Raw genomic sequence first — 22,231 nt, forward strand, 5'->3', positions numbered from 1 at the left:
CCCTCGTCATTCGATCCACTGAAGATCGGATCAGGCGTGCTGTCCGGCGTCCTCGGCGGCACCGGCCCGCTGCTCGGACTCCAGATCGGCCATCATGCGCCGCGTCCACGGCACCAGCAGGAAGAGCAACAAAGCGACACCAAGGGTCATGGCCCCGTTGACCACGTAGTAGGTGCTGTCAGGCATGTCCTCCATCGCCAGGATCAGCTGGGCGGCCAAGGCCTGGCCGGTGGAGGAGGTCAGGAACCACAACGCCATGGCCTGGCTGGCGAAGGCCGCCGGGGCGAGCAGGGTCGTCGCGGACAGCCCGACCGGGGACAGGAAGAGCTCGGCGACGGTCTGGATGACGAAGATCGCGGTCAGCATCACCGCCGGAGCCTTGTGCTCCGGGTTGTAGGTCGCGAACATCCAGGCCAGCATTAACGCCGATACCCCGATCATGGCCACCGCGATCGCGAACTTGGTGGGCAACGACGGGAAGCGCCCGGCCCGGCGGCGCCACAGGATGGCGAACAGCGGGGCCAGCAGCACGATCGTCAGCGGGTTGACCGACTGGAAGGTCTCCGCAGTGGGTTGCCAGCCGAAGATCGAGGGCAGCATCTCACTGTGGCTTTCCGCGAAGAAGGCCATCTTGCCCGCTGCCTGCTCGAAGACCATCCAGAAGAGCGTCCCACCGACCCACAGCGGGATGTACGCGAGAACATGCTTTTTCTCCACTGCGGTCACCTTGGGGCTTTTGAACATCGCCACGAAGTAGACGACCGGAGCAGCGAAGGCGAACAGGGAGACCGCGTCGATGAACTGTTTCACCGGGGTGTCCTGCCACAGCCCTGCGACCAGGTAGGCGGCACCGAAGGCGGCAACGGCAGCCGCAGCCCACAGGGAGACCTGCTTGCCCTCACCGGGGCCGAGCGGGTTCGGCACCTGTTTCCCGGCACCGTGGAGAGTACGGGAGGCCAGGACGAAGGTCAGGATGGCGAAGGCCATCCCGATCGCCGCGACGGAGAAGCCGGCATGGAAACCCCACTTCTCCCGCACCACGCCGATGATGAGGGGCGAGGCGAGCGCACCGACGTTGATCGACATGTAGAACAGGGAGAATCCGGCGTCCCGGCGGGGGTCGCCGCGGTCGTAGAGGTCACCGACCATGGTGGAGATATTGGGTTTGAGGAGCCCGGTGCCGATGGCGACCAGGACGATGCCTACCCAGGACATGGTGGCGGTGGGGACGGCCAAGCTGATGTGGCCGAACATGATGACGATGCCGCCGTACAGGGTGGCGCGCCAGGCGCCCATCACCCGGTCGGCCAGGAAACCGCCGGCCACACCGAGCAGGTAGACGGAGGCGCCGTAGATGGTGACGACGGCGAGTGCGGTGGTCTTCTCTATTCCCAGTCCGCCTTCGGTGATGGCGAAATATAGGTAATAGGCGAGAATGGCCCGCATTCCGTAATAGGAGAAGCGTTCCCACATCTCTACGAAGAAGAGTGTGGACAAACCTGCCGGGTGGCCGAGGAATGCCTTGTCTTCGAGCGAGGCCACGTGTTGTCGCGTGGCCTCTGAACTGGCTTGGGCCATGGGAGTCCCTCTCTGTCAGGCCGCATCTCACGGGCGGCAGGGAGACAGTACGCCTATTCCGCGGCAAATATAGGAATGAACGCCCAGAAATTTTTTATCAAGGTCGAAGTCCCTGCGCCCGCATATCGCGGATATATCGCCCCTCTGGCGCTTCCGGTGCAGGTGAGGGGCAAGGGGTGCGGGCATCGGTTTTCCGTGTCATATGCGTCAGAGTGGATGGTGTGATGTCGTCCGGTGAGCCTTCTGTGACCTTTGAAACCGACCCCTACGGCGGAGTGACCGTTCTGCGGGACGGTTTCCCCCAGTCCTATGTCGACGTGTCCGACCCGACCCGACTGGCTTTCGAGTACGTGGCTCAGATGGCGCTGGCGGTGGATACGCTGGCTCCGTCCGGTTCGCTGGCACTGACCCACGTCGGGGGCGCAGGGCTGACCTTGCCTCGATATTTCGCGCACACCCGGCCGGGGTCGACACAGATCGTCCTGGAACCGGATGAGCTGTCGACGCAGCGGGTGCGGGAGGAGCTTCCACTGCCGCGGGGGCATCGGATCCGGGTGCGAGGGCAGGACGGTTTGTCCGGGTTGACGGCGATGGGCTCGGCACGGGCGGACGTGGTCTTGGTCGACGCTTATGCCGAGGGGCGGGTTCCGGCGGAGTTGGTCACGGTGGGCTTCTTCGCCGAGGTGGTGCGGGTCTTGCGTCCTGGGGGTCTATTGGTGGCGAATGTGGCTGATGCGCCGGGGCGTCGGTTTCTGTCGCGGGTGGCGGCGGGTTGTCTCGCGACGGGGCTGGGTCAGGTGGCCTTGTTGGGAACTCATGACGTGATGAAGGGGCGCCGGTTCGGCAACGCGGTATTGGTGGCTTCGGGCTCCCGGTTCGAGGTGGACGATCTACGGCGGGCGGCGACGCGTTGCCCGTTCCCCACGGGGGTGATGGGCGAAGAGTGGGCAGGCCAGCTGCGTGCGGCACGGCCGTTCACCACCGAGGACGCCGAAAGTTCACCGGAGCCGCCGGTCGCTGGATCCTGGCGTCGCTGAGGAGACCTCGAAAGATCCTGCCATTTTAATAAGGGTAACCTCAGTAATTGAGAACATGATCAATTACTGAGGAGTGGCATGTCCTTCGCACCGGTCGCACGCCTCGCCCTGACCCTCACCTGTCTCACGACGCTGTCCGCATGCAGCGTCCATCCTGCGGGGACCGGCGGCGCCCAGGACAGCACCAAACCCTTCACCGTCTTCGCGACGACCGGATATCTCGGCGACCTGGCCAAGAACCTTGCTCCCGATGCCAAGATCACCGTGATGGTCAAACCCGGCGGTGACCCACACACTTACCAGCCCAGCACCCAGGACATCGCCGCCATGCGCGACGCCGATGTCGTCATCTCCAATGGCGCACATCTCGAAGCGATGATGATCGACCAGCTCGCCAGCCTCGGCGACCGGCACCTGGCCGTCAGCGAGCGCCTCCCCCAGGACAAGCTGCTCCCCTGGCCAGAGAAGGACGACAAAGGAAACGCCCTCCACGACCCGCACATCTGGAATGACCCCGACCTGTGGAAGAGCGTCACCATCGAAGTCGCGAACAAGCTCGGCGAGAAGTCCCCGAAACGTCAGGACGCCATCACCAAAGCAGCAACCGAATACACCGGGAAGATCGAGGCCACCAAGAACAAGGTCACCGACATCCTGAAGGACATCCCCCAGGAAAGGCGCGTCCTCATCACCGGACACGATGCCTTCAACTATTTCGGCAGAGCCTTCTCGTTGGAGGTCAAAGCCACCGACTTCGTCACCTCGGAGGCCAATATGTCGGCCACCCAACTACAAGAGCTGGCCATCTTCATCGTCGCCCGCAAGATTCCCACGATCTTCCAGGACAACGTGAAGAACCCTCAGGCGGTGACTTCTCTGGAGGAATCCGTGAAGGCCCTCGGCGGCAAGGTCACCGTCTCCGACAAAGAGCTGTACGCCGACAGCCTGGGCGATCGCCCCCCGGCCGACACCTACCTGGGGGCTTTGGAATCCAATGCCGCTGCCGTCGCCGAAGCGCTGTCCCCGAAGAACTGACCGTGCACAGCATCGCTCCTGCCTGCCGGGTCCACGACCTGTCCGTCGCCTATCACGAGGATCTCGTCCTCGAACGGATCGACGTGTCCATCGCCCCGGGGAAGGTCACTGCCGTGGTCGGCCCCAATGGCGCCGGCAAATCCACTCTCCTCAAAGCAGCCCTCGGCCTGGTCCCGGCGGTCGCCGGACATGCCGAATTCTTCGGTCGGCCGTTCCCGCAGGTCCGCCGCCGTGTCGGATACATGCCCCAGGCGGCGAGCGTCGACTGGGACTATCCCGCCACCGTCCGGGCCGTGGTCACCATGGGCACCTACGGACGTCTCGGGTGGTTCCGCAGGCCCGGCGCGAAGGAACGTCAGGCCTGCGACGAAGCGCTGGCCCATGTCGGCCTGTCCGACCTCGCTCATCGTCAGATCGGACAGCTCTCCGGTGGGCAGCGGCAACGCACCTTCCTGGCCCGGGTCCTCGCCCAGGACCCTGACCTGTACCTGATGGACGAGCCGCTCGCCGGTGTCGACACCGCCAGTGGCCTGGCCATCCTCGACGTCCTCTCCGGCTTGCGTGATCGCGGCAAGACGCTGGTGCTCGTCCACCACGACCTCGATCTGGTCCGAGAGTTCTGCGATGACGCGATACTCCTGGCCACCGGACAGATCTCCGCCGGGCCGGTCGCCCAGGCGTTGAGCCCGCAGCACGTCGAGCGCGCCTATCACCATGACGGGGAGAACCGGTTGCTGGAAGCGGTGCGCGCCCGATGATGGATCCGCTGGCCTTCTGGAATGTGCACTCCTTCCGGCTCATGCTCCTGGGCACCGCCACCATCGGCGGAGTCGCTTCCGCCCTCGGTGCTTTCGCCTACCTGCGCCGACAGAGCATGATCGGTGACGTCGCCTCCCACGCTGCGCTGCTGGGCGTGGTGGGAGCCTTCGTGGTCGGTGCCGGTGTGTTGGGCATCGACGGACGCGCCATGGCGTTGTTGGTCATCGGTGCGTGGCTGGCCGCGGTGAGCGCCGCCCTCTTGGTCAATGCGGTCGAACGTACCAGCGTGCTCCACCAGGACGCCGCCATGGCGGTGGTGATCGCCCTCTTCTTCGGCGGTGGCCTGGCGCTGCTCCGGCTGGTCCAGAACAGCCGTCTCCCTGGAAAAGGTGGGCTGCAGGAGTATCTCTTCGGCAATGCGGCCTCGATCACGACCCCTGACCTGATCTCAGTGCTCGCCTTCGGCGGAATCGCCTTGGCCATTCCGTTGGCCACGTGGAATGCCTTCGCCATCACTGCATTCGACCCACAGAGCGCTGTCCTGGCCGGGTTTCGCGCCCGCACGGTCGATCTGTTGATGTTCGGGGCACTCACCTTGGCGATCGTGATCGGGTTGAAAGCGGTCGGCCTGATCCTGATGGTCGCCTTCGCAGTTACCCCGGCTGCTGCTGCCCGGCAGTGGGTACATTCCGTGGGGGCCTTGGTCACCTTGTCCGGGCTGATCGGGGCGGGTTGCGCCGCAGTCGGCTGCTATCTGTCGGTGGGGCTGGGCCGGGTACCAACCGGTCCGGTGGTCGTCCTCCTGCTCAGCGCAGTCCTGGTGCTCTCCCTGATCGCCGCACCTCAGCGCTCCGTCCTGCGACGGGCTCTCCACCGACGTCGGCGTCGACGCAACCTGACACGCCGGGTGACTCAGGAGGCCTCGTGAATTTCGTGTTCTCCGTCGCGGTACTCACCGTGGCCACTGCGGTGGCCTGCGCCTTGCCGGGCACTCTGCTGGTGGTGCGCCGTCAGTCGATGTTGGCCGAGGCGATGAGTCATACCGTGCTGCCGGGCATCGTCGTCGCGATGATCGCGGTCGGTTCGATCAACAGTCCGCTGTTGTTGGTCGGCGCTGCCGCCGCCGGGATGTTGGTCGTCCTGGGAGCCGAATACCTCGAGGGAACAGGCCTGTTGGCTGGCGACAGCCCTCAAGGGGTGATCTATCCGGCGCTTTTCTCCATCGGGGTGATCCTGATCAGTACCCGCTTCGCCGGCGTCCAGATCAGCGAACGCACCGTCCTGACCGGCGATGTGAACCTGGCTGCTTTCCTGCATCTGCATGTCGCCGGGGTCGATGTGGGGCCGGCGCACCTGTGGGTGATGATCGCCTTGATCGTGGCCAATGCGCTCTTCCTCGCCTTGTGCTGGAAGGAGCTGACCTTGGCGACCTTCGACCCGGCGTTGGCGCAAGCTTTCGGGTTCCGTCCCCGGCTGTTGCACTACCTGTTGATGCTGGACGTGTCGATCACCGTGACAGCCGCTTTCGCCACGGCGGGCAGTCTGCTGGTGGTGGCCTTGATGATCGTGCCGCCTGCGGTGGCGCGACTGCTCAGCGACCGTCTTCCGATGATGGTGGCCTGGTCCGTCGCCCTGGCAGTGGTCGGTTCCTTGGTGGGTTTCGGGGTCGCCTACCGTTTCGACCTGGCGACCTCTTCGGGGCTGGCAGCCTTCTACGGGGTGTGCTTCGTCGCAGTCTGGGCAGCGTCCTGTGTCGCGGGTCGGCGCAGGACGACCCGCAGCCGGGCTGCTCTGAAGTCGTCTTTCTGACGCCGAACCGCTAAGAACACCGCCAGGTTTGGCACCGGGCTCAATCCTGGTGCCAAACCTGGCGACAGCGGACCTACCGCCGCTGGGCTCAGTCAGCGGCGCAACCCAGCTGCCGGATCAGCGGCCTTGACCCGGCAGGCGCCAGCTGCGCACCGCTTCAGCCAGTCAGCGAATTCCTCGTCGTAGGCGGTACCGATGCTCCGGGTCAAGTAGTGGCGGGCGTTGTTCCAGTCGCCCTGCCGGTAGTAGTTCAGGACGGCGTCCACCTCCCGGGGGTGTTCCTCCAGCATGAACCGGGTGGCCAGGTAGCTCCACCGGTAGATCCGGTTCGTGTCGTGCTTGTAGGTGGTGTCGAAGAGCGTGCTGAGCCGATAGCGCGGTTGGGCCGCCTCGGAGATGGCTTCGGCGTAGTCGATGCCCCGGTAGGTGTAGGAGACATATTCGGCTATTCCTTCGACCCACCAGATCGTCGGAGTCTTCATGCTCTCCTCGAAGGAACCGAACATATTGAATCTACCGTCGAGATAATGCGTATATTCGTGATTCAAATTCCAGATCTGATACCCAGGCTTCAGCCAGGGTGCCCGATAGGCAATGAATCGTGCCTGATTGTTCTCCGCCTGCGGTTCACCCTCCAGATACATCCCGCCATTGTTGGTGTCGATACCAAATATCGCATTTCCGTACCATTGGTAATCGGTCGGCGAATCGAAGACATTGATCTCCAACTTCTGGTTGCGATCCCCTTCCAGTGGCCCGGAGTCCCGCACGGTGCGATGGAAGAAAGCATCCTGCCCCTGCAGGCTCCGACAGGATTCGCCCAGGTCGGCGGGGTTCGTGGTCTGAGCCACGAAACGCAGCGACTCCGTACAGTCGACCACGGTCGGGAAGACCACCTTCTTCAACCGGACCGCCAGGTCGCAGGTGCCGTAGTCGGCACAGGCCGCAGCATCCAGATCCTGCGCCATCGCCCCCACCCCGGCATACAAGGGCGCGCTCCGTCCGGCGATCTGCGTCTTCGCCAACAGGTCCACCACCAGCGGCTTCGCCGTTTCCTTCACCACAGCATCCCCGAGGAAACGCGCCAGTTCACGCCCGGCATTGGTCACCAAGAAGTGGTTGTCCCCCTCCAGGAGCCCGACATGCTTGAGCGCGAAGTCCCGCAGCAGAGACAGAACGGACGGGTCGGCAGCGACAGCCTGCACGAAAGCCGGCAGGCCATGCCCCCGGAAGAACACCGTGTACGTGTTGTTGACCGCCAGCACCATGCTGCGATGACTGTCATAGCTGGCGTCGTACGAGGTCAACAGCCGCTTCAGCACCGGAAGGTAGTGCGCATTCAGCTGCGCGCTGTCGATCAGGGTCACTGCTTCGGCCAAGGCCGCACCATTGCGTTCGGTGACCTGCCACGCCTCGGTACGAGCGAAGAAGGTGTCCAATGCTGCACGGACGGAGGCGGACAGCATGCTGCTGTAGCTGCTGATCAGCTCCTTGTGGTTGTACTGGACGAAATACCCGGCCCGCAGGTAGAGCACCAGCTGGGCGACCCCGCCGTCCCCATGCCCGGCGTACGTGGCGGCCCGGCGACGGAGCTCGTCGGCGACGGCAGCCATCTGCGACTCACGGAAGAGAGCGTTCGCTTCGCCATTCGGCGGATAGAAAAGGGTGTTGATGCAGTCGGTGGTGGACGAGGCCACCTTCGACGCCAGCGCGGTGTCGGTCAGCCCGGCGAACTCTGCAGAACGGCAGCTGGCGGGGTCGGCCCTGGGCACGGAACGCCGCCGAGGATCTGGGGTGGAGCGGGAGCGGCCATCGGTTCTGGTCGTCGTCCACGGCGCGGACGGTGGGGTGAGGGACGCCCGGCGGGTCCGGTGGTCCTCAACGGGGGCGTCAACGGCCGACTTCGGACTGAAGGCATCGGGGAGGACCGGATGCTGTCGGCTCTCCGGCCCGAACGGGCCTACGGCCGGGGAGACCCCGGGTTCTTCCGCTGGCGCAGGCGCGGCGATGGCACCGAGAGGCACTGCCAGAGAAAAAGAAAGAAGGACGGAAAAGAGCATGGTTGGGCGACGAATTGTCATCGGGCGGAACTCCGATCAAAGGTGAGGAATAACGCTGCGGGACAGGAAATATTTATCGTCAAGCCTTCACGGCATAGCACAGGCCGACGATATTCACGACGAAAGGCGCCGCAGTCGCTTACTCAAAGCATGACCCAAGAAAAGGCCCGTGTAACCAACATCTGGGCCCAGCAATATTCACCCTTAACTTTCTCCGTTAATACGCATGTCGGGGGCATTCTCGGACATTTGTCCGAGAATGCCCCCGACAGGGGAACCGCTCCGGGTCAGGCGTCCAGTGCCTCCGGAAGGGTCGCCCGGTGCGATTGGGCCAGCTCATCGATCCGCACGGTGAACTCCCCCGCCACCGCCAGCTCGGCACCGCCGGTCTCACCGATCCGCACGCAAGGAACACCCGCCTCAGCGGCTGCGGCGAAGGTCGCGTCGACCTGGTCCGCACGCACCGCCACGAGACAACGCGCAGAACTCTCGGCATAGAGCGCCACGAAGGCGTCCACTCCGTCCCGCTCCATCAGCGCAGCCAGGTCCAGGCGGGCACCCACGCCGTGGCGGATGGCCGACTCCGCGACAGCCACCGCCAATCCGCCGTCGGACAGGTCATGGGCTGCGGCGAAGAATCCGTCCTGCGTGGCGCGGGACAACAGCTCACCCAGCGCCTTCTCCGCCGGGAGATCGACCTTGGGCGGCAGACCACCCAGATGTCCGTGCAGTACGTCCGCCCAGGCGGAACCGCCGAACTCGTCCCGGGTCGCGCCCAGGAGCATCAAGGTCAGGCCCTCTTCCCGCCAGTACGACGAGGTGCGCCGGGAGACGTCGTCGAGCACACCGAGCACACCGACCACCGGGGTGGGGTGGATAGCGATGTCACCGGTCTGGTTGTAGAAGGAGACATTGCCACCGGTCACCGGGATGCCCAGCTCACGGCAGCCAGCAGCCAGGCCCATCACGGTCTGCTCGAACTGCCACATGACTCCCGGGTCCTCCGGGGATCCGAAGTTGAGGCAGTCGGTGACAGCCAACGGACGAGCACCACAGGCCGCCACATTGCGATAGGCCTCGGCCAGCGCCAGCTGCACACCCGTGTACGGATCGAGTTTGCAGTAACGACTGTTGCAGTCGGTGGCCAGTGCCACGCCACGCCCGGTCTCCTCGTCGACCCGGACCAGACCGGCGTCCTCCGGTTGCGCCAGCGCGGTGTTACCCATGACGTACCGGTCGTACTGGTCGGTGACCCAGCTCTTGTCAGCCAGGTTCGGGCTGGCCACGAGCGTACGCAGGATCTGTCCGAGCTCTTCACCATCGGCCGGGCGAGGCAGGATGGAGGCCATATTGCCCTGAAGGTCGGCGAGATAGTCCGGCACTTCGATGGGCCGCTGGTAGACCGGGCCGTCGTGCGCGACGGACCGCGGGGGAACGTCCACGATGACCTGGCCCTGGTAGTGCACCCGAAGCCGGTCGCCGTCGACGACCTCACCGCAGACGGTGGCCTCGATCTCCCATTTACGAGTGATCGCCATGAACTCGTCGAGCCTGGCCGGTTCGACCACGGCCATCATGCGTTCCTGGGACTCGCTCATGAGGATCTCCTCCGGAGCGAGATGGGGGTCGCGCAGCGGCACGTCGTCCAGCCAGACGTCCATGCCACCGTCACCGGCGCTGGCCAGCTCGGACCAGGCGCACGACAACCCGGCCGCGCCGAGGTCCTGGATGCCGTCGACCACGCCTGCGGCGTAGAGCTCCAGGCAGCACTCGATCAGGATCTTCTCCTTGAACGGGTCGCCGACCTGTACTGAGGGCCGCTTCGTCGGCCCGTCGGCGTCGAAGGTCGCCGACGCCAGCACCGACGCCCCGCCGATCCCATCGCCTCCGGTGCGCGCTCCGAAGAGCACCACCTTGTTACCGGCGCCGGAGGCGTGCGCAGTGTGGATGTCCTCGATCCGCATCTTGCCCACGCACAACGCATTGACCAGGGGGTTGCCCTGGTAGCAGGGATCGAAGACGACCTCACCGCCGATATTGGGCAGACCGAGGCAGTTCCCGTAGCCGCCGATACCGGCGACGATCCCGGGCAGGACCCGATGGGTGTCGGGGTGGTCGAGGGCGCCGAAGCGCAGCGGGTCCATGACGGCGATCGGCCGAGCACCCATGGCCATGATGTCGCGGACGATCCCGCCGACCCCGGTGGCCGCGCCCTGGTAGGGCTCGACATAACTGGGGTGGTTGTGCGACTCGACCTTGAAGGTGACCGCCCAGCCGTCACCGATGTCGACGACGCCGGCGTTCTCGCCGATCCCGACGAGCATCTTGGCTTTCATCTCCTCGGTGAGATTTTCCGCGAAGTGGCGGAAATGCACCTTGGAGGACTTGTAGGAGCAGTGCTCGGACCACATCACCGAGTACATCGCCAGTTCGCCGCCGGTGGGCCGACGTCCGAGGATCTCCCGGATCTTGTCGTACTCCTCGTCGGAAAGCCCCAACTCGCGGTGGGGCAGCTCCCGGTCAGGGGTCGCCCGGGCCTGCTCGACGGTGTCGAGCACCGCACCTTCACGAGCAGTGGGCGCCGCGATCACCTCGGCGTTCTGCCCGTGTTCGTGCGGGGTCCGGAGATCAGGATGCTGGTCTTCCACGTCAGGCTCCCACCATGCTCTGAAGGACGGAGGTGAAGAAAGGGCGACCGTCGAGACTCGGACCGAAGCCCTCCTCGACGCAGTGCTCGGGGTGCGGCATCAGTCCGACCACATTCCCGGCCTCATTGCAGATGCCGGCGATATTGCGGTAGGAGCCGTTGGGGTTGTCGCCGAGGTACCGGAAGACCACCCGGCCTTCCTCCTCGAGCTGTTCGATGGTGCGCAGATCGGCGACGAAGCAGCCCTCACCGTTCTTCAGGGCGATGGTGATCTGTTGCCCGTCGGTGAAATCCCTGGTCCACGGGGTGTCGGTGTTCTCCACCCGGAGAGGCTGGTCCTGGCAGATGAAGCGACGCCCGGCGTTGCGGGAGAGCGCTCCCGGCAACAGATGGGATTCGCAGAGCACCTGGAAACCGTTGCAGATCCCCAGGATCGGCATTCCGCCACGGGCGGCGTCCCGCAGAGAGGTCATCACCGGCGCGAAGCGGGCGATCGCTCCGCAACGCAAGTAGTCGCCGTAACTGAACCCGCCGGGCAGGACGACGGCGTCGACCTCGTGCAGATCGGCGTCGGCATGCCACAGGGACACGGCTTCGCCACCGGCCAACCGGATCGCACGCAGAGCGTCATGGTCGTCCAGGGTGCCGGGGAAGGTCACCACTCCGACGCGCATCAGTCGTCGTCCCCCTTGTAGGCGGTGGTGCCCTCTGCGCCCTGGAGCTGTTCGGCGCTGAAATTGCTGCGGTCGACCCGAGCTCGTCCCTCGTGACGTCCGGCGCCCTCGGGGATCGGGGCGATCGCGCCCCAGCTCTCCGGGTTGCCTTCGTCATCCCAGTCGTAGGCGGTGTCGCCTGCTTCGGCATCACGCACGGAGACGACGTCCTCGATCACCGGGTTCGACAGCAGGGTTTCCGCGGCCTCCCGCGCCTGGGCCAAGACCTGCGGGGTCACCGGGCCCTCCACCTCCAAGGTGAAACGCTTCCCCTGACGCACGTCGTTGAACTGGGCGAAGCCCAACCGGGGCAGCGCCCCAGCGACGGCTTGCCCCTGTGGGTCGAGGATCTCCGGTTTGAGCATGACGTCGACGACAACGGTTCCCATTGGTAGTGCTCCTGTGCGGTCGGCGATTCGGGCGTTTGGCCCGTCATGGACGAGCCTATCTGCGTCATCTGAGGACATTCACCAGCGGAAGGGGGTTCCGGTCAGTGCCTCATAGGCGGCGATATAGGTCTGACGGGTGCATTCGATCACCTCGGTGGGCAAGGCGGGTGGTTCTTCGTCGGACGAGCGGTCCCAGCCGCTGGCCGAGGACATGAGCCAGTCACGTACGTACTGCTTGTCGTAACTGCGTTGCTGGCGCCCTTCCGCGTAGTCGGCGGCGGACCAGAACCGGGAGCTGTCCGGGGTGAGGACCTCGTCGGCGAGCACCAATTCGCCGTTCTCCGTCAACCCGTACTCAACCTTGGTGTCGGCGATCAGGATGCCTCGAGGCCGGGCGATCTCTTCGGCACGTGCCAGCACTCTCGTGGTCAGGTCGGTGACACGGTCGGTGAGCTCGGCGCCGATGAGTCGGGAGACCTCGTCCTTGGTCATCGGCTGGTCGTGCTCACCCACAGGGGCTTTCGAGGTCGGCGTGAAAATGGGCTCCGGGAGGCGGGACGACTCGAGAAGCCCGCCGGGCAAAGAGATCCCGCAGACGGAACCAGTCGCCTGGTATTCGGCCAGCCCGCTTCCGGTCAGATAGGCACGTCCGATGCATTCGACCGGCAGCATCGACAAGCGTCGGACGAGGAGCGCCCGACCGGCGACCTCCTGCGGCACATCGGTCGAGACCACATGGTTGGGCACGAGATCGGCCAGCCGCTCGAACCACCACAGGCTCATCTGGGTGAGGATGCGGCCCTTGTCCGGGATCTCCGAGTCGAGGACGTGGTCGAAAGCGGAGATGCGGTCGCTGGCGACCAGGAGCATCCGGTCTTCCTGCCGTTCCCCGGTGGCCGGGTCCAGCGGCACGTAGAGTTCCCGGACCTTCCCGGAGTAGACGTGTTCGTGGCCGGGGAGCTGTTGCGGAACCTGCGGGGCGGTCATCTGTTCCTTCTCGGGTTCGCGTCCCGGAATCCTTCGGACGGGACGGTCAACAGGTGGGGGTGTGGATCTTCTTCTCCTGGGCGGCCAGGGCGATGTCGGTGCGATGGTGGCTGCCACGCAAGGTGATCCGGTCGACTGCGGTGTAGACCCGGTCGCGTGCCTGAGCGAGGTCGCTGCCCAGGGCCACGACGGAGAGGACCCGCCCTCCGGCACTGACCAGCTGGTCACCGGCGAGCGCGGTCCCGGCGTGCAGGACGTCGGCGTCCTCGCCCACCTGGTCGAGCCCTTCGAGGACGTCTCCCTTGCGGGGGCCCTCGGGGTATCCCTTGGCTGCGACAACCACCGTGACGGCGCTGTCCTGTCGCCACCGCAGTGCGGGGAAGCTGTCGAGTTCTCCGGTGGCTGCGGCCATCAGCAGGCCGCCCAGGGGGCTTTCCAGTCGTGCGAGGACGACCTGGGTCTCCGGGTCCCCGAAACGGGCGTTGAACTCCACGACCCGCAGTCCGCGGGAGGTCAGGGCGAGCCCGACGTAGAGGATGCCGGCGAAGGGGGTTCCGCGGCGGCGCATCTCTTCGACGGTGGGCCGGGCCACTCGTTCCACGACCTGGTCGACCAGACCGTCAGGTGCCCAGTCCAGAGGCGAATAGGCGCCCATGCCGCCGGTGTTGGGGCCTTGGTCGCCGTCGAGTGCCCGTTTGAAGTCCTGGGCCGGCGCCAGGGGGACGACGGTCTGTCCGTCGGTCACGCAGAACAGGGAGACCTCAGGGCCGTCGAGATATTCCTCGACGACGACGGTGGGTGTGCTCTCGCCTGGGGCGACCGCCCGGTTCAGGCACTGCGCCGCGTGAGCCATCGCGGTCATCCGGTTCTCGGTGACGACGACTCCTTTGCCGGCAGCCAGGCCGTCGTCCTTGACGACATGGGGGGCGCCGAGTGCGTCGAGGGCTTCGGCGACTTGGTCCATGGTGGTGCACACGTGGGCCATGGCGGTGGGTACGTCTGCTGCGGCCATCACGTCCTTCGCGAAGGACTTGCTGCCTTCGAGTCTGGCTGCGCGTGCCGAGGGCCCGAAGCAGGCGATGCCTGCGTCACGGACGGCGTCGGCGACTCCGGCGACGAGGGGGGCTTCCGGTCCGATGACGACCAGCCGGGCATCGATCTGCCTGGCCAGTTCGGTCACGGCCGCTCCGTCGAGGACATCGACGTCGTGGAGGGTGGCGACCCCGTTCATTCCCGGGTTTCCGGGGGCGACGTGCAGGCTGCTCACCCCCGTGTCACGAGACAGGGCGAGGACGAGGGCGTGCTCCCGAGCACCGGAGCCGACGACGAGGACGTTCACGACACCACCCTATCGGCGTCCGGGCCTCCTGGGTTCTGCTGACCTCTGTGGTCTACGTCCTCTGGGGAGAGCAGCCTCGAAGAATCCCCATAAAATTTGAATATCCCTGCTGCACAGTAATTTTCATAAAAATCTCGGTCCGACGGAGATACTCCGGGCCTGGCATCGCCCTGTACAGCACGCCTCCCGGAAAGGCATAGAATTGAGAACTTGCCCGTCGGCGAACCCGACGGCGCACGACCCACCACCGGACGACGAACAAGGGGTGCGAGTGGCCCACGTGGACCGCGATCAGGACGTCCTCACCAGAGAGCTCGCGACGGAGCAGGCCCATGTGGACCGCGTCTACACCGAACTCGCCGCAGCAGGACGACGTGCGGCACTGGTCCAGGCCGACGGACTCGCCCGCGGACGTACCGACCGCACCGGCGACGTCCGCGACGAAGAAATCACCGGCCTCTTCGAACGAGACGCCTTGGTCTACAGCGCCGCGAAACGACGCGCCGCTCTCGACCGCGAACACGAGGGGCTCGTCTTCGGCCGACTCGATCTCGAACACACCGCCCGCGACGGCGCCACCGAACGGGAGATCCGCTACGTCGGCCGCCTCGGTGTCCGCGACGACGACTACGAGCCACTGGTCATCGACTGGCGCGCTCCCGCTGCCGAGCCGTTCTACCGGGCCACCCCCACCTCACCGATGAACGTCCTGCGCCGCCGGGTCCTGCGCTGCCGCGGACAAGAGGTCGTCGGCGCCGAGGACGACCTGATGGTCTCCCAGGCCCCGGAGGACCTCGTCGTCCTCGGAGAAGGCGCACTGCTCGCCGCCTTGACCCGGAGTCGTTCAGGACGAATGCGCGATATCGTCGCGACGATCCAGGCACACCAGGACGAGGCCATCCGCGCCGCAGCACGAGGGGTCGTGGAGATCACCGGCGGCCCGGGCACCGGGAAAACCGTGGTCGCCCTCCACCGAGCTGCCTATCTGCTGTACTCCGACCGGCGCCGCTTCGAACGCGGCGGAGTGCTCGTGGTGGGGCCGTCCGCCGCGTACACCGCCTATATCGAACGGGTACTTCCCTCACTCGGCGAAGACTCGGTCGCGCTACGTTCGGTCGGTGACATCGTCGACGCCGTCACCGCAGTACGGGTCGACTCCCCCGAGGTCGCCGCGCTGAAAGGCACCCTGAAGATCCGTCGGGTCCTTGGCCGCGCAGCCCGCGACACCATCCCCGGTGCCCCGGAAAGCTTGCGGATCATGGTGACCGGCCGCCCCGTCCACCTGGACCGGCAGGCCTTGGACCGCATCCGTCACCAAGTGCTGCGCCATCACCCTCGAAACTCCTCCCGGGATGCGATGACCGACGCTCTCGCCCTGGCCGCCTGGAAACAGGTGCTCGACGGCGACCGGGACGACTTCCTGGACACCTTCCGCGAACACCGAGACGTCGAACGTTTCCTGGACGCCTGGTGGCGGCCGGTGGACCCACGCGAAGTGCTCTTGTGGCTGGCCGACGAGAAACGGACCAGACGGTACATCTCAGGGATCTTCCCGGAAGGATCCGCACCCCTACTGGCCGCATCCTTCCGAGAAACGCTGACAGCAGGTTCCTGGACAGTGGCCGATGTCGCCCTGATCGACGACCTGTCCTCCCGGGTAGGAATCGTCCCCGAGCGAGTCGACACCGAACGGGGCTTCTACGAGGTCGACCTCCTCGACGACGCCGAGGCCGAAGCCGTGGCCACCGGCGATCTGCGGACCACCCGGGTCGACGCTCCGGGAGCGAGTGCCCACGGGTACCGGGAACGGGCACTGGCCGCCCCGGGCTCCCTCGACGAGGAGACACGGAAAGCGGCCCTGCTCCGCGGGCGGATCGACCGACACGGCGATTACGCCCACGTCCTCGTCGACGAAGCTCAGGACCTCTCGCCGATGCAGTGGCGGATGCTGGGACGGCGTGCGCAGTCCGCGTCGTGGACGGTGGTCGGCGATGCGGCTCAGGCCTCGTGGGGTGACGCCGACGAAGCCCTCACAGCGCGCGATCAGGCCTTCGGGCGGAACAGCCGACGTACCTTCCACATGTCGACGAACTACCGGAACGCCCGGGAGATCTTCGACTACGCGGCAGCAGTGGTGCTGCCCCAGGTGCCGGACGCCGACATCCCCCAGGCCGTTCGGGAGACCGGCGTGGACCCGGTGGAGATCCGTGTCGTGGCCGAGGAGCAGGAGCTGGTGCGAGCTGCCAGAGAGTCTGTGGCTGCCCTGGCCGAAGAGGTCGACGGTTCGATCGGTGTGATCACACCCAAGCGGTGGGCCAAGGCGGTCGCCTCCCTCGACGAGGGCGATAGCGGCCGAGTGATCGTGGTCGACCCGCTGAGTGTGAAAGGCCTGGAGTACGACGCCACCGTGGTGCTCGATCCCGAGGAGATCACTGCGGAGTCTCCTGGTGGGGTTCGGGTGTTGTACGTGTCGTTGACGCGGGCTGCTCATCGGATGCACGTCGTGCACGTCGGGTGATCTCTTCTCCGTCCTCGTTCGTTGCCGTGTTCCCGCTGCGGATGCCGACCCAGGCAGCAGCGAGGACACAGGCCAGGGGGAGTGCGACCAGCGGGTCGGCGACGCCGAAGACGAACAGATCGGTGGCGAAGACCACAGCCGGCAGCACGGAGACCACGAAAGCTGTGGTCCTGACCGGGATCCGGGTGATGCCGTACTGGAAGAGAACCACCGGTGCAGTGATACCGATCAAGGCGACCGCTGCGATCTTGGCCAGTTCAGCACCGGAGGGCGCTCCGCCCCCGGGAGACAGCGCGAAGAGCGCGGCTGCGGCAAGCCAGCAGCCGTGGAAACGGATCGAGTTGATGTACCAGGTGCTGCATCCCTGTTTACCGAGCCGGCGGCCCACCCGGATCACGCCCAGAGCGCACAGCCCAGCTCCTGCGGCGACCAGAACCCCTGTCGTCGTCCTCAGCCAGGTCTCGGACGAAGCACCGAGCGCCAGAGCGGAGACCAGCGCCACCGCGATCAGGTAGAGGGAGACCGACGGCACCGCAGACCGCCTTTTCCGGCTCGAGATCCCGAAAAGGATCGGTGCGACAGCCGTCTCGATGACGCTGGCTGCGGTGGGGAGGGTCAGCGTCATCGACAGGTAGAACAGGACGAAAGCTCCTGCCGTGTAAATGTTGATCAGGCAGATGTTCCGGAAGCTCGCCTGATGTTTCGGCTGCAGGGATCCGAGCCGCGACGCAGCCCCGAGCATCTCGGCCACGGCGAAGGCCACGAAGACCGCGAAGGCCGACATCTTCGGTGAGATCGTGTTTCCCACGAAGGAAGCGCCGACTCCTTGCAGGACGACTGCTGTGAGCACCACCAGCACGAAGAGGAACGAACTTTCGGATGCGGTGGTCTCTCTCATCGGGCTCCCTCGCAATTCAGAACATCTGAAGAACCGTTCCGATCCGACGTCGCAGCCCCGGCTGTGTCGGGTCAGGCAGTGAGGGCACCATACCGGGTGAAGATAAGTGAATTTTCTTGTGCCACAAAGGATATGGGTTCACTATCGCGTCGGCCACATACAGAATGACGACGAGTTCCCCACCTCACCAGCCAGGAAACCTGTCAACCCGGAACCCGGTGGACAGTTACGCCGCCACCCGACGCCGCAAAAGTATCGCCATCACCGGAGCACCCACAAGAGCCGTCACCACTCCGATCGGAACTTCCTGACCCGCACCGACCGTACGGGCCACCGTGTCCGCCCACAGCAACAACAACGCGCCACCCACGGCGCAGGCCGGCAACAGCACCCCATGACGCACCCCCACCAGCCGGCGTAGGACATGAGGCACCGTCAACCCCACGAACCCGATCGGGCCGGCAAAAGCCACCGTTCCAGCCACCACCAGCGCACACCCCACACAAACGAGCCACCTGGCCCGGCGCACCTCCACACCCAAGGACGCCGCCGACAGGTCACCGAAAGCAAAAGCATCCATCGTGCGTGCCGCCCACAGGCACGCCACCGCGGTGATCACAGCCAGCAGGGAAAGCGCCCACGCAGCAGGAGCCCGGACCCCCGCAAAGGAGCCGAAGGTCCACGCCAACATCATCCGGACGCCGTCCTGATCGGCGAACACCATGATCACCGTCGAGGTCACCGCAGCGGCCAATTGGCTCACCGTGACCCCCGCCAACACGGTGCGACCAGGAGGAAGATCCCCCGACCGCCCCGTCGCCAACGCCAGCACCGCAGCCAAAGCCACCATGCCACCGACAAAAGCTGCCAGAGAGACCCCGACCGCAGGCCCGCTACCCGGCAGAGACCAGCCGGTGAGAAGCGCGACGACCGCCCCCGCGGAAGCCCCACCAGAGATACCCAGCAGATAAGGATCAGCGAGCTCATTGCGCGTCGTCGCCTGGAGAAGCGCCCCGCACTGAGCCAAGACCGACCCGGCCGCAGCCGCAGCCAGCACACGAGGAAGTCGCAGCTCCCAGACGATCCGGTCATCGATCACCGTGACCTGTGCACCCTCGACAAGATGCCCCCGCCGTAGGACGACGTCGAGCACCGTCCCCGGCGATACCGTCACCGAGCCCATTCCCAGAGCCGCCACCACGCTGAACACCAGCGACACAGCCAGCGCCAGGACGACCACGCCCCGCGCCCACCGGCGCGACCTCATGTCGCAGCAGCCGACGAAATCCCAGCCAGCTGATCGGAGACATGCTGTGCGCCATCGGCAAGCGTCACCCCAGCATTCGACTCACTGAACGGGACGGTGACAAAAGCACCCCGCTTCACCGCGGTGAGCTCCCGAAGCACCGGGTCGTTCTGCAAATGTGTTCGTTTCTTCTCCGCACTGTCCCACGACGCATCGACGAGCACGATCACCTCCGGATCCGCAGCAACGACCTTCTCCCAACTTCCCTCAGCCCACGCCTTGTCCAGGTCGGCAAAGACATTCTTCGCACCCACCGTGTCGAGAATGGTCTGCGGGCCCCCCTTCCCCCCACCGACGAAGGGCGCCTTGTCTCCCGAGTCGTACCACAGGACCGACCGCCCCCGTCCCGTCCTCGACTCACCGATCTTCGCGACGCTGTCCTCCTGTTGCCGGATCACAGCAGCCGCACGCTGAGGCATACCGAAAATCTTCCCCAGATCACGGATCTCCCCCCAGACGCTGTCAAAAGTTGCCGGCGCCGAAGGCACACCCGGCGGACAGCTCATCGGGCTCAAATACGTGGTGGTGCCATCCTTGGCCAAGGCGGACCGATCACCGATCCCCTTGTCGCTGAAGGCACTCGCAAATGTCGAATACGCGAAGTCGGCTTTCGAGGCGAGAAACTTCTCCTTCGTCGGATACTTCTCCGCCAGAACTGGCACCTTCCGGTAGGCCTCCGCCCACCGAGCCGGAATGACATCGTCCAGATAAGCGGTACCGGCCATCCGATCCTGCATCCCCAGGGCCAACGCCACTTGAGTCGCCCCTTGGTTGAGGGTGACCAGGCGGGACGGCGCCTGCGTGACCGTAATGTCCACTCCGCAGTTGTGCACGGCGATCGGAGGCTCGAAAGTCACCGAAGACCCAGGATGTCCAGGACCGCTCGGCGCACCCGCACAAGCAGCGGTGAGGAAGGAACCGGCCAGGACGACGCCGGTGGACAAGGCGCGAAAGGGGACACGCACGAGGTACTTCTTTCTCTGGTCGAGGCCTGATCGCGAGGCCTGCTCCGAGCTATGTCGCCGGCAGGTCTTCGAGCTCGGGATCAACCGCATGCGGCGCCTTCCCGAGGACAGGTTCTCCCCAGTGACTCCGCGGCCGCACCCGTCACCCCACCGCTGCGCGACAGCTCCGGATTCCGACCGGACTCCCTGTCGACACTGCTGTGCGACCGACGACGCCCGCACCAGGACGAGCGCACGCCAACTATGGCATATGACCTTGTGAACCAGCGTGTCGCACTCCCAGCAAGGGCCCAGGCCGCCCTGACATCCAGCACAACGATGCCCGCCGCCGGACATAGCGCGGGGCGGAACCGACCACACCGGCTCCGCCCCGCCTCAGAACGATCACGGTCAACGACCGATCAGTTCACGCACCTTCTTCGGCCCCATACACAACAACAGGGTCGGGATCCGCGGACCGGTATCGCCCCCCAGCAGCAGCCGGTACAACAACGCGAAGAACGCCCGCTGGTCAGCTTTCACCTCAGGTGGAAGCTTCTTCTCGGCTACGTCGAAACCGGCCTGCTGCTTCGGAATTCCGTAGACCAGCGTGGTCAGGCCGTCGAGTGTCCAGTCCTTCTCCAAACCAGCGGCCAACAGGTCCAAGGACTCCAACTGGTGCTTGGTCAAGGTGAACAGGGTCGCAGCGTCCTTGAAGGAGCGCACCACCGTGCGGTCCTCTGGATCAGCCTGGGTGCTCACCCAGTTCGCAGCCAGATCGTACCGGGGACGAGCTACGTCCAGATCGGTGATGCGCTCGTCCATCGACGACAGGATCCGCACCGCCTGTTCGGCACTGCCACCGGTGATGTCGACCACCGAACAGATCGCCCGATAGGCCACCGGTGCACTTGTCCGTTCCAGCTCTTTCGTAGCCGTACGTACCGACCTGGCGTACATGGCCTTGTCCCCAGGCTGACCCTTGCCGCTGGAAACCTTGCGCTCCAACGCATCCCACTCGTCGTACAGCCGGTGGATCTCGTTGTTGAAGGCCACCGTGAACGACTGGTTCGGCCGCCGACGCGCATACAGCCACCGCAGGACGTGCGGCTCCATGATCGCCAGCGCATCCGCCGGGGTCGGCACGCCACCCTTCGACGAACTCATCTTGGCCATTCCGGCGATCCCGACGAAGGCATACATCGGACCGACCGGACGCTCAGCGCCGAAGATCGGGGCCAACTGCTCACCCACGACCCAGCTGCTGCCCGGGCTCTGATGATCGACGCCGCTGGGCTCGAAGTCGACCTCCTCATGCGCCCAACGCATCGGCCAGTCGACCTTCCACACCAGCTTCCCGCGGAAATCGGTGTCGAGTCGCATCGACTCCTCCACCTCGTCCCCGTCCGGCCCCGTGGCGACATAGGTCACCTCGGTGGTCTGCGAGTCGTACGAGGTCACCCGGGTCGCATCCGTACCGAAAGCCGCGCTGTAGGGGCGGAAGGGGAAGTACTCGCCACCCTGTGCGCTGCCATCGTCCTCCCCTGCAGCGCCTGATCCCTCGGCCTGAGCAGCTTCCGCCGTGTCGTCCCCCTCCGCGTCCGTCACACCGGCGGATTCCTGGCCCGGTTTCGTCCGGTACTGCTCGAGGACCGCAGCGATCTCCGCACGCTTCTCCATCGCATGCAGTACGCGATCCCGGTACACCCCGGAGGTGTACTGCTCTGTCTGGGAGATGCCCCGGTACTCGACACCGAGCTCGACCAGCGAAGCTTCCATCGCAGCACGGAAATGAGCTGCCCAGGAGTCGTACCCCGACCCGGGCGGCGCAGGAACGCTGGTCAGCGGTTTCCCGATGTGTTCGCTCCAGGACTCGTCGACACCAGGAACCCCGAAAGGCACCTTGCGGAAACGGTCGTAATCGTCCCAGCTGATGATGTGTTCGCAGTCGATCCCGCGACGTTTCAACTCGTCGGCGACCAGGTGCGGCACCATCACCTCACGCAGGTTGCCCAGGTGGATCGGACCCGATGGCGACAGCCCCGAGGCACAGGTGACTGTGTACCCCTCCAAGGAGCCGCGGCGACGCTCCACGTCCTCCACGACCTCGTCGGCAAGACGGGCGACCCAGTCCGTTTCCTGGCTGTTCTGTTTTCCGTCCCCAGTGGCCTTCTTCGCCTTCTCAGGACGTCCTTGCTGTTCTTCGGTCACC

General features: G+C 65.5%; 16 protein-coding genes, 1 pseudogene and 1 riboswitch. Of the genes and pseudogenes, 6 read left to right on the forward strand and 11 right to left on the reverse strand.

Annotation, left to right across the window (positions count from 1 at the left end):
- Positions 1-30: 30 nt before the first annotated feature.
- Positions 31-1,542: a peptide MFS transporter gene (locus DX923_RS11850; protein ID WP_240322617.1), complete on the reverse strand. Its 1,512-nt coding sequence runs from the start codon at positions 1,540-1,542 to the stop codon at positions 31-33.
- A gap of 281 nt (positions 1,543-1,823) precedes the next feature.
- On the opposite strand from DX923_RS11850, the gene DX923_RS11855 reads away from it, so the two are divergent.
- From DX923_RS11855 to DX923_RS11875, 5 genes are all read left to right on the forward strand, one after another.
- Positions 1,824-2,615, forward strand: coding sequence for a spermidine synthase (locus tag DX923_RS11855; RefSeq protein WP_240322618.1), 792 nt, complete (start codon positions 1,824-1,826; stop codon positions 2,613-2,615).
- 78 nt (positions 2,616-2,693) lie between these two features.
- Positions 2,694-3,650: a metal ABC transporter substrate-binding protein gene (locus DX923_RS11860; RefSeq protein WP_116115170.1), complete on the forward strand. Its 957-nt coding sequence runs from the start codon at positions 2,694-2,696 to the stop codon at positions 3,648-3,650.
- A 2-nt stretch (positions 3,651-3,652) separates the two neighbouring features.
- Positions 3,653-4,408 carry a metal ABC transporter ATP-binding protein gene (locus DX923_RS11865; protein WP_240322619.1) on the forward strand — a complete coding sequence of 252 codons (756 nt, stop codon included), beginning with the start codon at positions 3,653-3,655 and terminating at the stop codon, positions 4,406-4,408.
- The gene (locus tag DX923_RS11870; RefSeq protein ID WP_116115172.1) at positions 4,405-5,337 is read left to right on the forward strand and encodes a metal ABC transporter permease; all 933 of its coding nucleotides are present in this window, start codon (positions 4,405-4,407) and stop codon (positions 5,335-5,337) included. The genes DX923_RS11865 and DX923_RS11870 overlap by 4 nt, the downstream gene beginning before the upstream one ends.
- Positions 5,334-6,218, forward strand: coding sequence for a metal ABC transporter permease (locus DX923_RS11875; RefSeq protein WP_116115174.1), 885 nt, complete (start codon positions 5,334-5,336; stop codon positions 6,216-6,218). Before DX923_RS11870 ends, DX923_RS11875 begins: the two co-directional genes overlap by 4 nt.
- 92 nt (positions 6,219-6,310) lie before the next feature.
- Here the strand turns inward: DX923_RS11875 and DX923_RS11880 are convergent, their stop codons facing one another.
- The 6 genes and pseudogenes from DX923_RS11880 to purD form a co-directional block, all read right to left on the reverse strand.
- Positions 6,311-8,242 (reverse strand): collagenase, encoded by a 1,932-nt coding sequence (locus DX923_RS11880; RefSeq protein ID WP_240322620.1) that lies wholly within the window; start codon positions 8,240-8,242, stop codon positions 6,311-6,313.
- A 323-nt stretch (positions 8,243-8,565) separates the two neighbouring features.
- On the reverse strand, positions 8,566-10,926 hold the full coding sequence (purL, locus tag DX923_RS11885) for a phosphoribosylformylglycinamidine synthase subunit PurL (protein ID WP_430732278.1): 2,361 nt from the start codon (positions 10,924-10,926) through the stop codon (positions 8,566-8,568).
- A 1-nt stretch (position 10,927) separates the two neighbouring features.
- Positions 10,928-11,599: a phosphoribosylformylglycinamidine synthase subunit PurQ gene (purQ, locus tag DX923_RS11890; RefSeq protein ID WP_116115179.1), complete on the reverse strand. Its 672-nt coding sequence runs from the start codon at positions 11,597-11,599 to the stop codon at positions 10,928-10,930.
- Between the two features lie 185 nt (positions 11,600-11,784).
- Positions 11,785-12,027 (reverse strand): annotated as a pseudogene (purS, locus tag DX923_RS16775) (phosphoribosylformylglycinamidine synthase subunit PurS); the annotation flags it as partial.
- 78 nt (positions 12,028-12,105) lie between these two features.
- The gene (locus DX923_RS11900) at positions 12,106-13,014 is read right to left on the reverse strand and encodes a phosphoribosylaminoimidazolesuccinocarboxamide synthase (RefSeq protein WP_116115183.1); all 909 of its coding nucleotides are present in this window, start codon (positions 13,012-13,014) and stop codon (positions 12,106-12,108) included.
- A gap of 46 nt (positions 13,015-13,060) precedes the next feature.
- On the reverse strand, positions 13,061-14,353 hold the full coding sequence (gene purD / locus DX923_RS11905) for a phosphoribosylamine--glycine ligase (RefSeq protein WP_116115185.1): 1,293 nt from the start codon (positions 14,351-14,353) through the stop codon (positions 13,061-13,063).
- Positions 14,354-14,624: 271 nt separating this feature from the next.
- Here purD and DX923_RS11910 point away from each other — a divergent pair, with 271 nt between their 5' ends.
- A complete protein-coding gene (locus tag DX923_RS11910) occupies positions 14,625-16,871 on the forward strand; it encodes a HelD family protein (protein WP_116116310.1) in 2,247 nt (748 codons plus the stop codon).
- On the opposite strand, the gene DX923_RS11915 is transcribed toward DX923_RS11910, so the two are convergent.
- From DX923_RS11915 to DX923_RS11930, 4 genes are all read right to left on the reverse strand, one after another.
- Positions 16,783-17,769 carry a hypothetical protein gene (locus tag DX923_RS11915; protein WP_116115187.1) on the reverse strand — a complete coding sequence of 329 codons (987 nt, stop codon included), beginning with the start codon at positions 17,767-17,769 and terminating at the stop codon, positions 16,783-16,785. The genes DX923_RS11910 and DX923_RS11915 overlap by 89 nt on opposite strands.
- Positions 17,770-17,995: 226 nt before the next feature.
- Positions 17,996-19,036, reverse strand: coding sequence for a FecCD family ABC transporter permease (locus tag DX923_RS11920; RefSeq protein ID WP_116115189.1), 1,041 nt, complete (start codon positions 19,034-19,036; stop codon positions 17,996-17,998).
- On the reverse strand, positions 19,033-20,040 hold the full coding sequence (locus DX923_RS11925; RefSeq protein WP_116115191.1) for an ABC transporter substrate-binding protein: 1,008 nt from the start codon (positions 20,038-20,040) through the stop codon (positions 19,033-19,035). Before DX923_RS11925 ends, DX923_RS11920 begins: the two co-directional genes overlap by 4 nt.
- A gap of 42 nt (positions 20,041-20,082) precedes the next feature.
- A riboswitch (cobalamin riboswitch) is annotated at positions 20,083-20,266 on the reverse strand.
- A 164-nt stretch (positions 20,267-20,430) separates the two neighbouring features.
- Positions 20,431-22,230 (reverse strand): lysine--tRNA ligase, encoded by a 1,800-nt coding sequence (locus DX923_RS11930; RefSeq protein WP_116115193.1) that lies wholly within the window; start codon positions 22,228-22,230, stop codon positions 20,431-20,433.
- Position 22,231 lies beyond the last annotated feature (1 nt).

This window comes from Austwickia chelonae (assembly GCF_003391095.1).
Taxonomy (GTDB): domain Bacteria; phylum Actinomycetota; class Actinomycetes; order Actinomycetales; family Dermatophilaceae; genus Austwickia; species Austwickia chelonae_A.

Coding starts and splice junctions, on each gene's coding strand:
- DX923_RS11870 (WP_116115172.1), top strand. CDS start 4,405: ATGATGGATCCGCTGGCCTTCTGGAATGTGCACTCCTTCCGGCTCATG.
- DX923_RS11900 (WP_116115183.1), bottom strand. CDS start 13,014: ATGACCGCCCCGCAGGTTCCGCAACAGCTCCCCGGCCACGAACACGTC.
- purQ (WP_116115179.1), bottom strand. CDS start 11,599: ATGCGCGTCGGAGTGGTGACCTTCCCCGGCACCCTGGACGACCATGAC.
- DX923_RS11860 (WP_116115170.1), top strand. CDS start 2,694: ATGTCCTTCGCACCGGTCGCACGCCTCGCCCTGACCCTCACCTGTCTC.
- DX923_RS11920 (WP_116115189.1), bottom strand. CDS start 19,036: ATGAGGTCGCGCCGGTGGGCGCGGGGCGTGGTCGTCCTGGCGCTGGCT.
- DX923_RS11915 (WP_116115187.1), bottom strand. CDS start 17,769: ATGAGAGAGACCACCGCATCCGAAAGTTCGTTCCTCTTCGTGCTGGTG.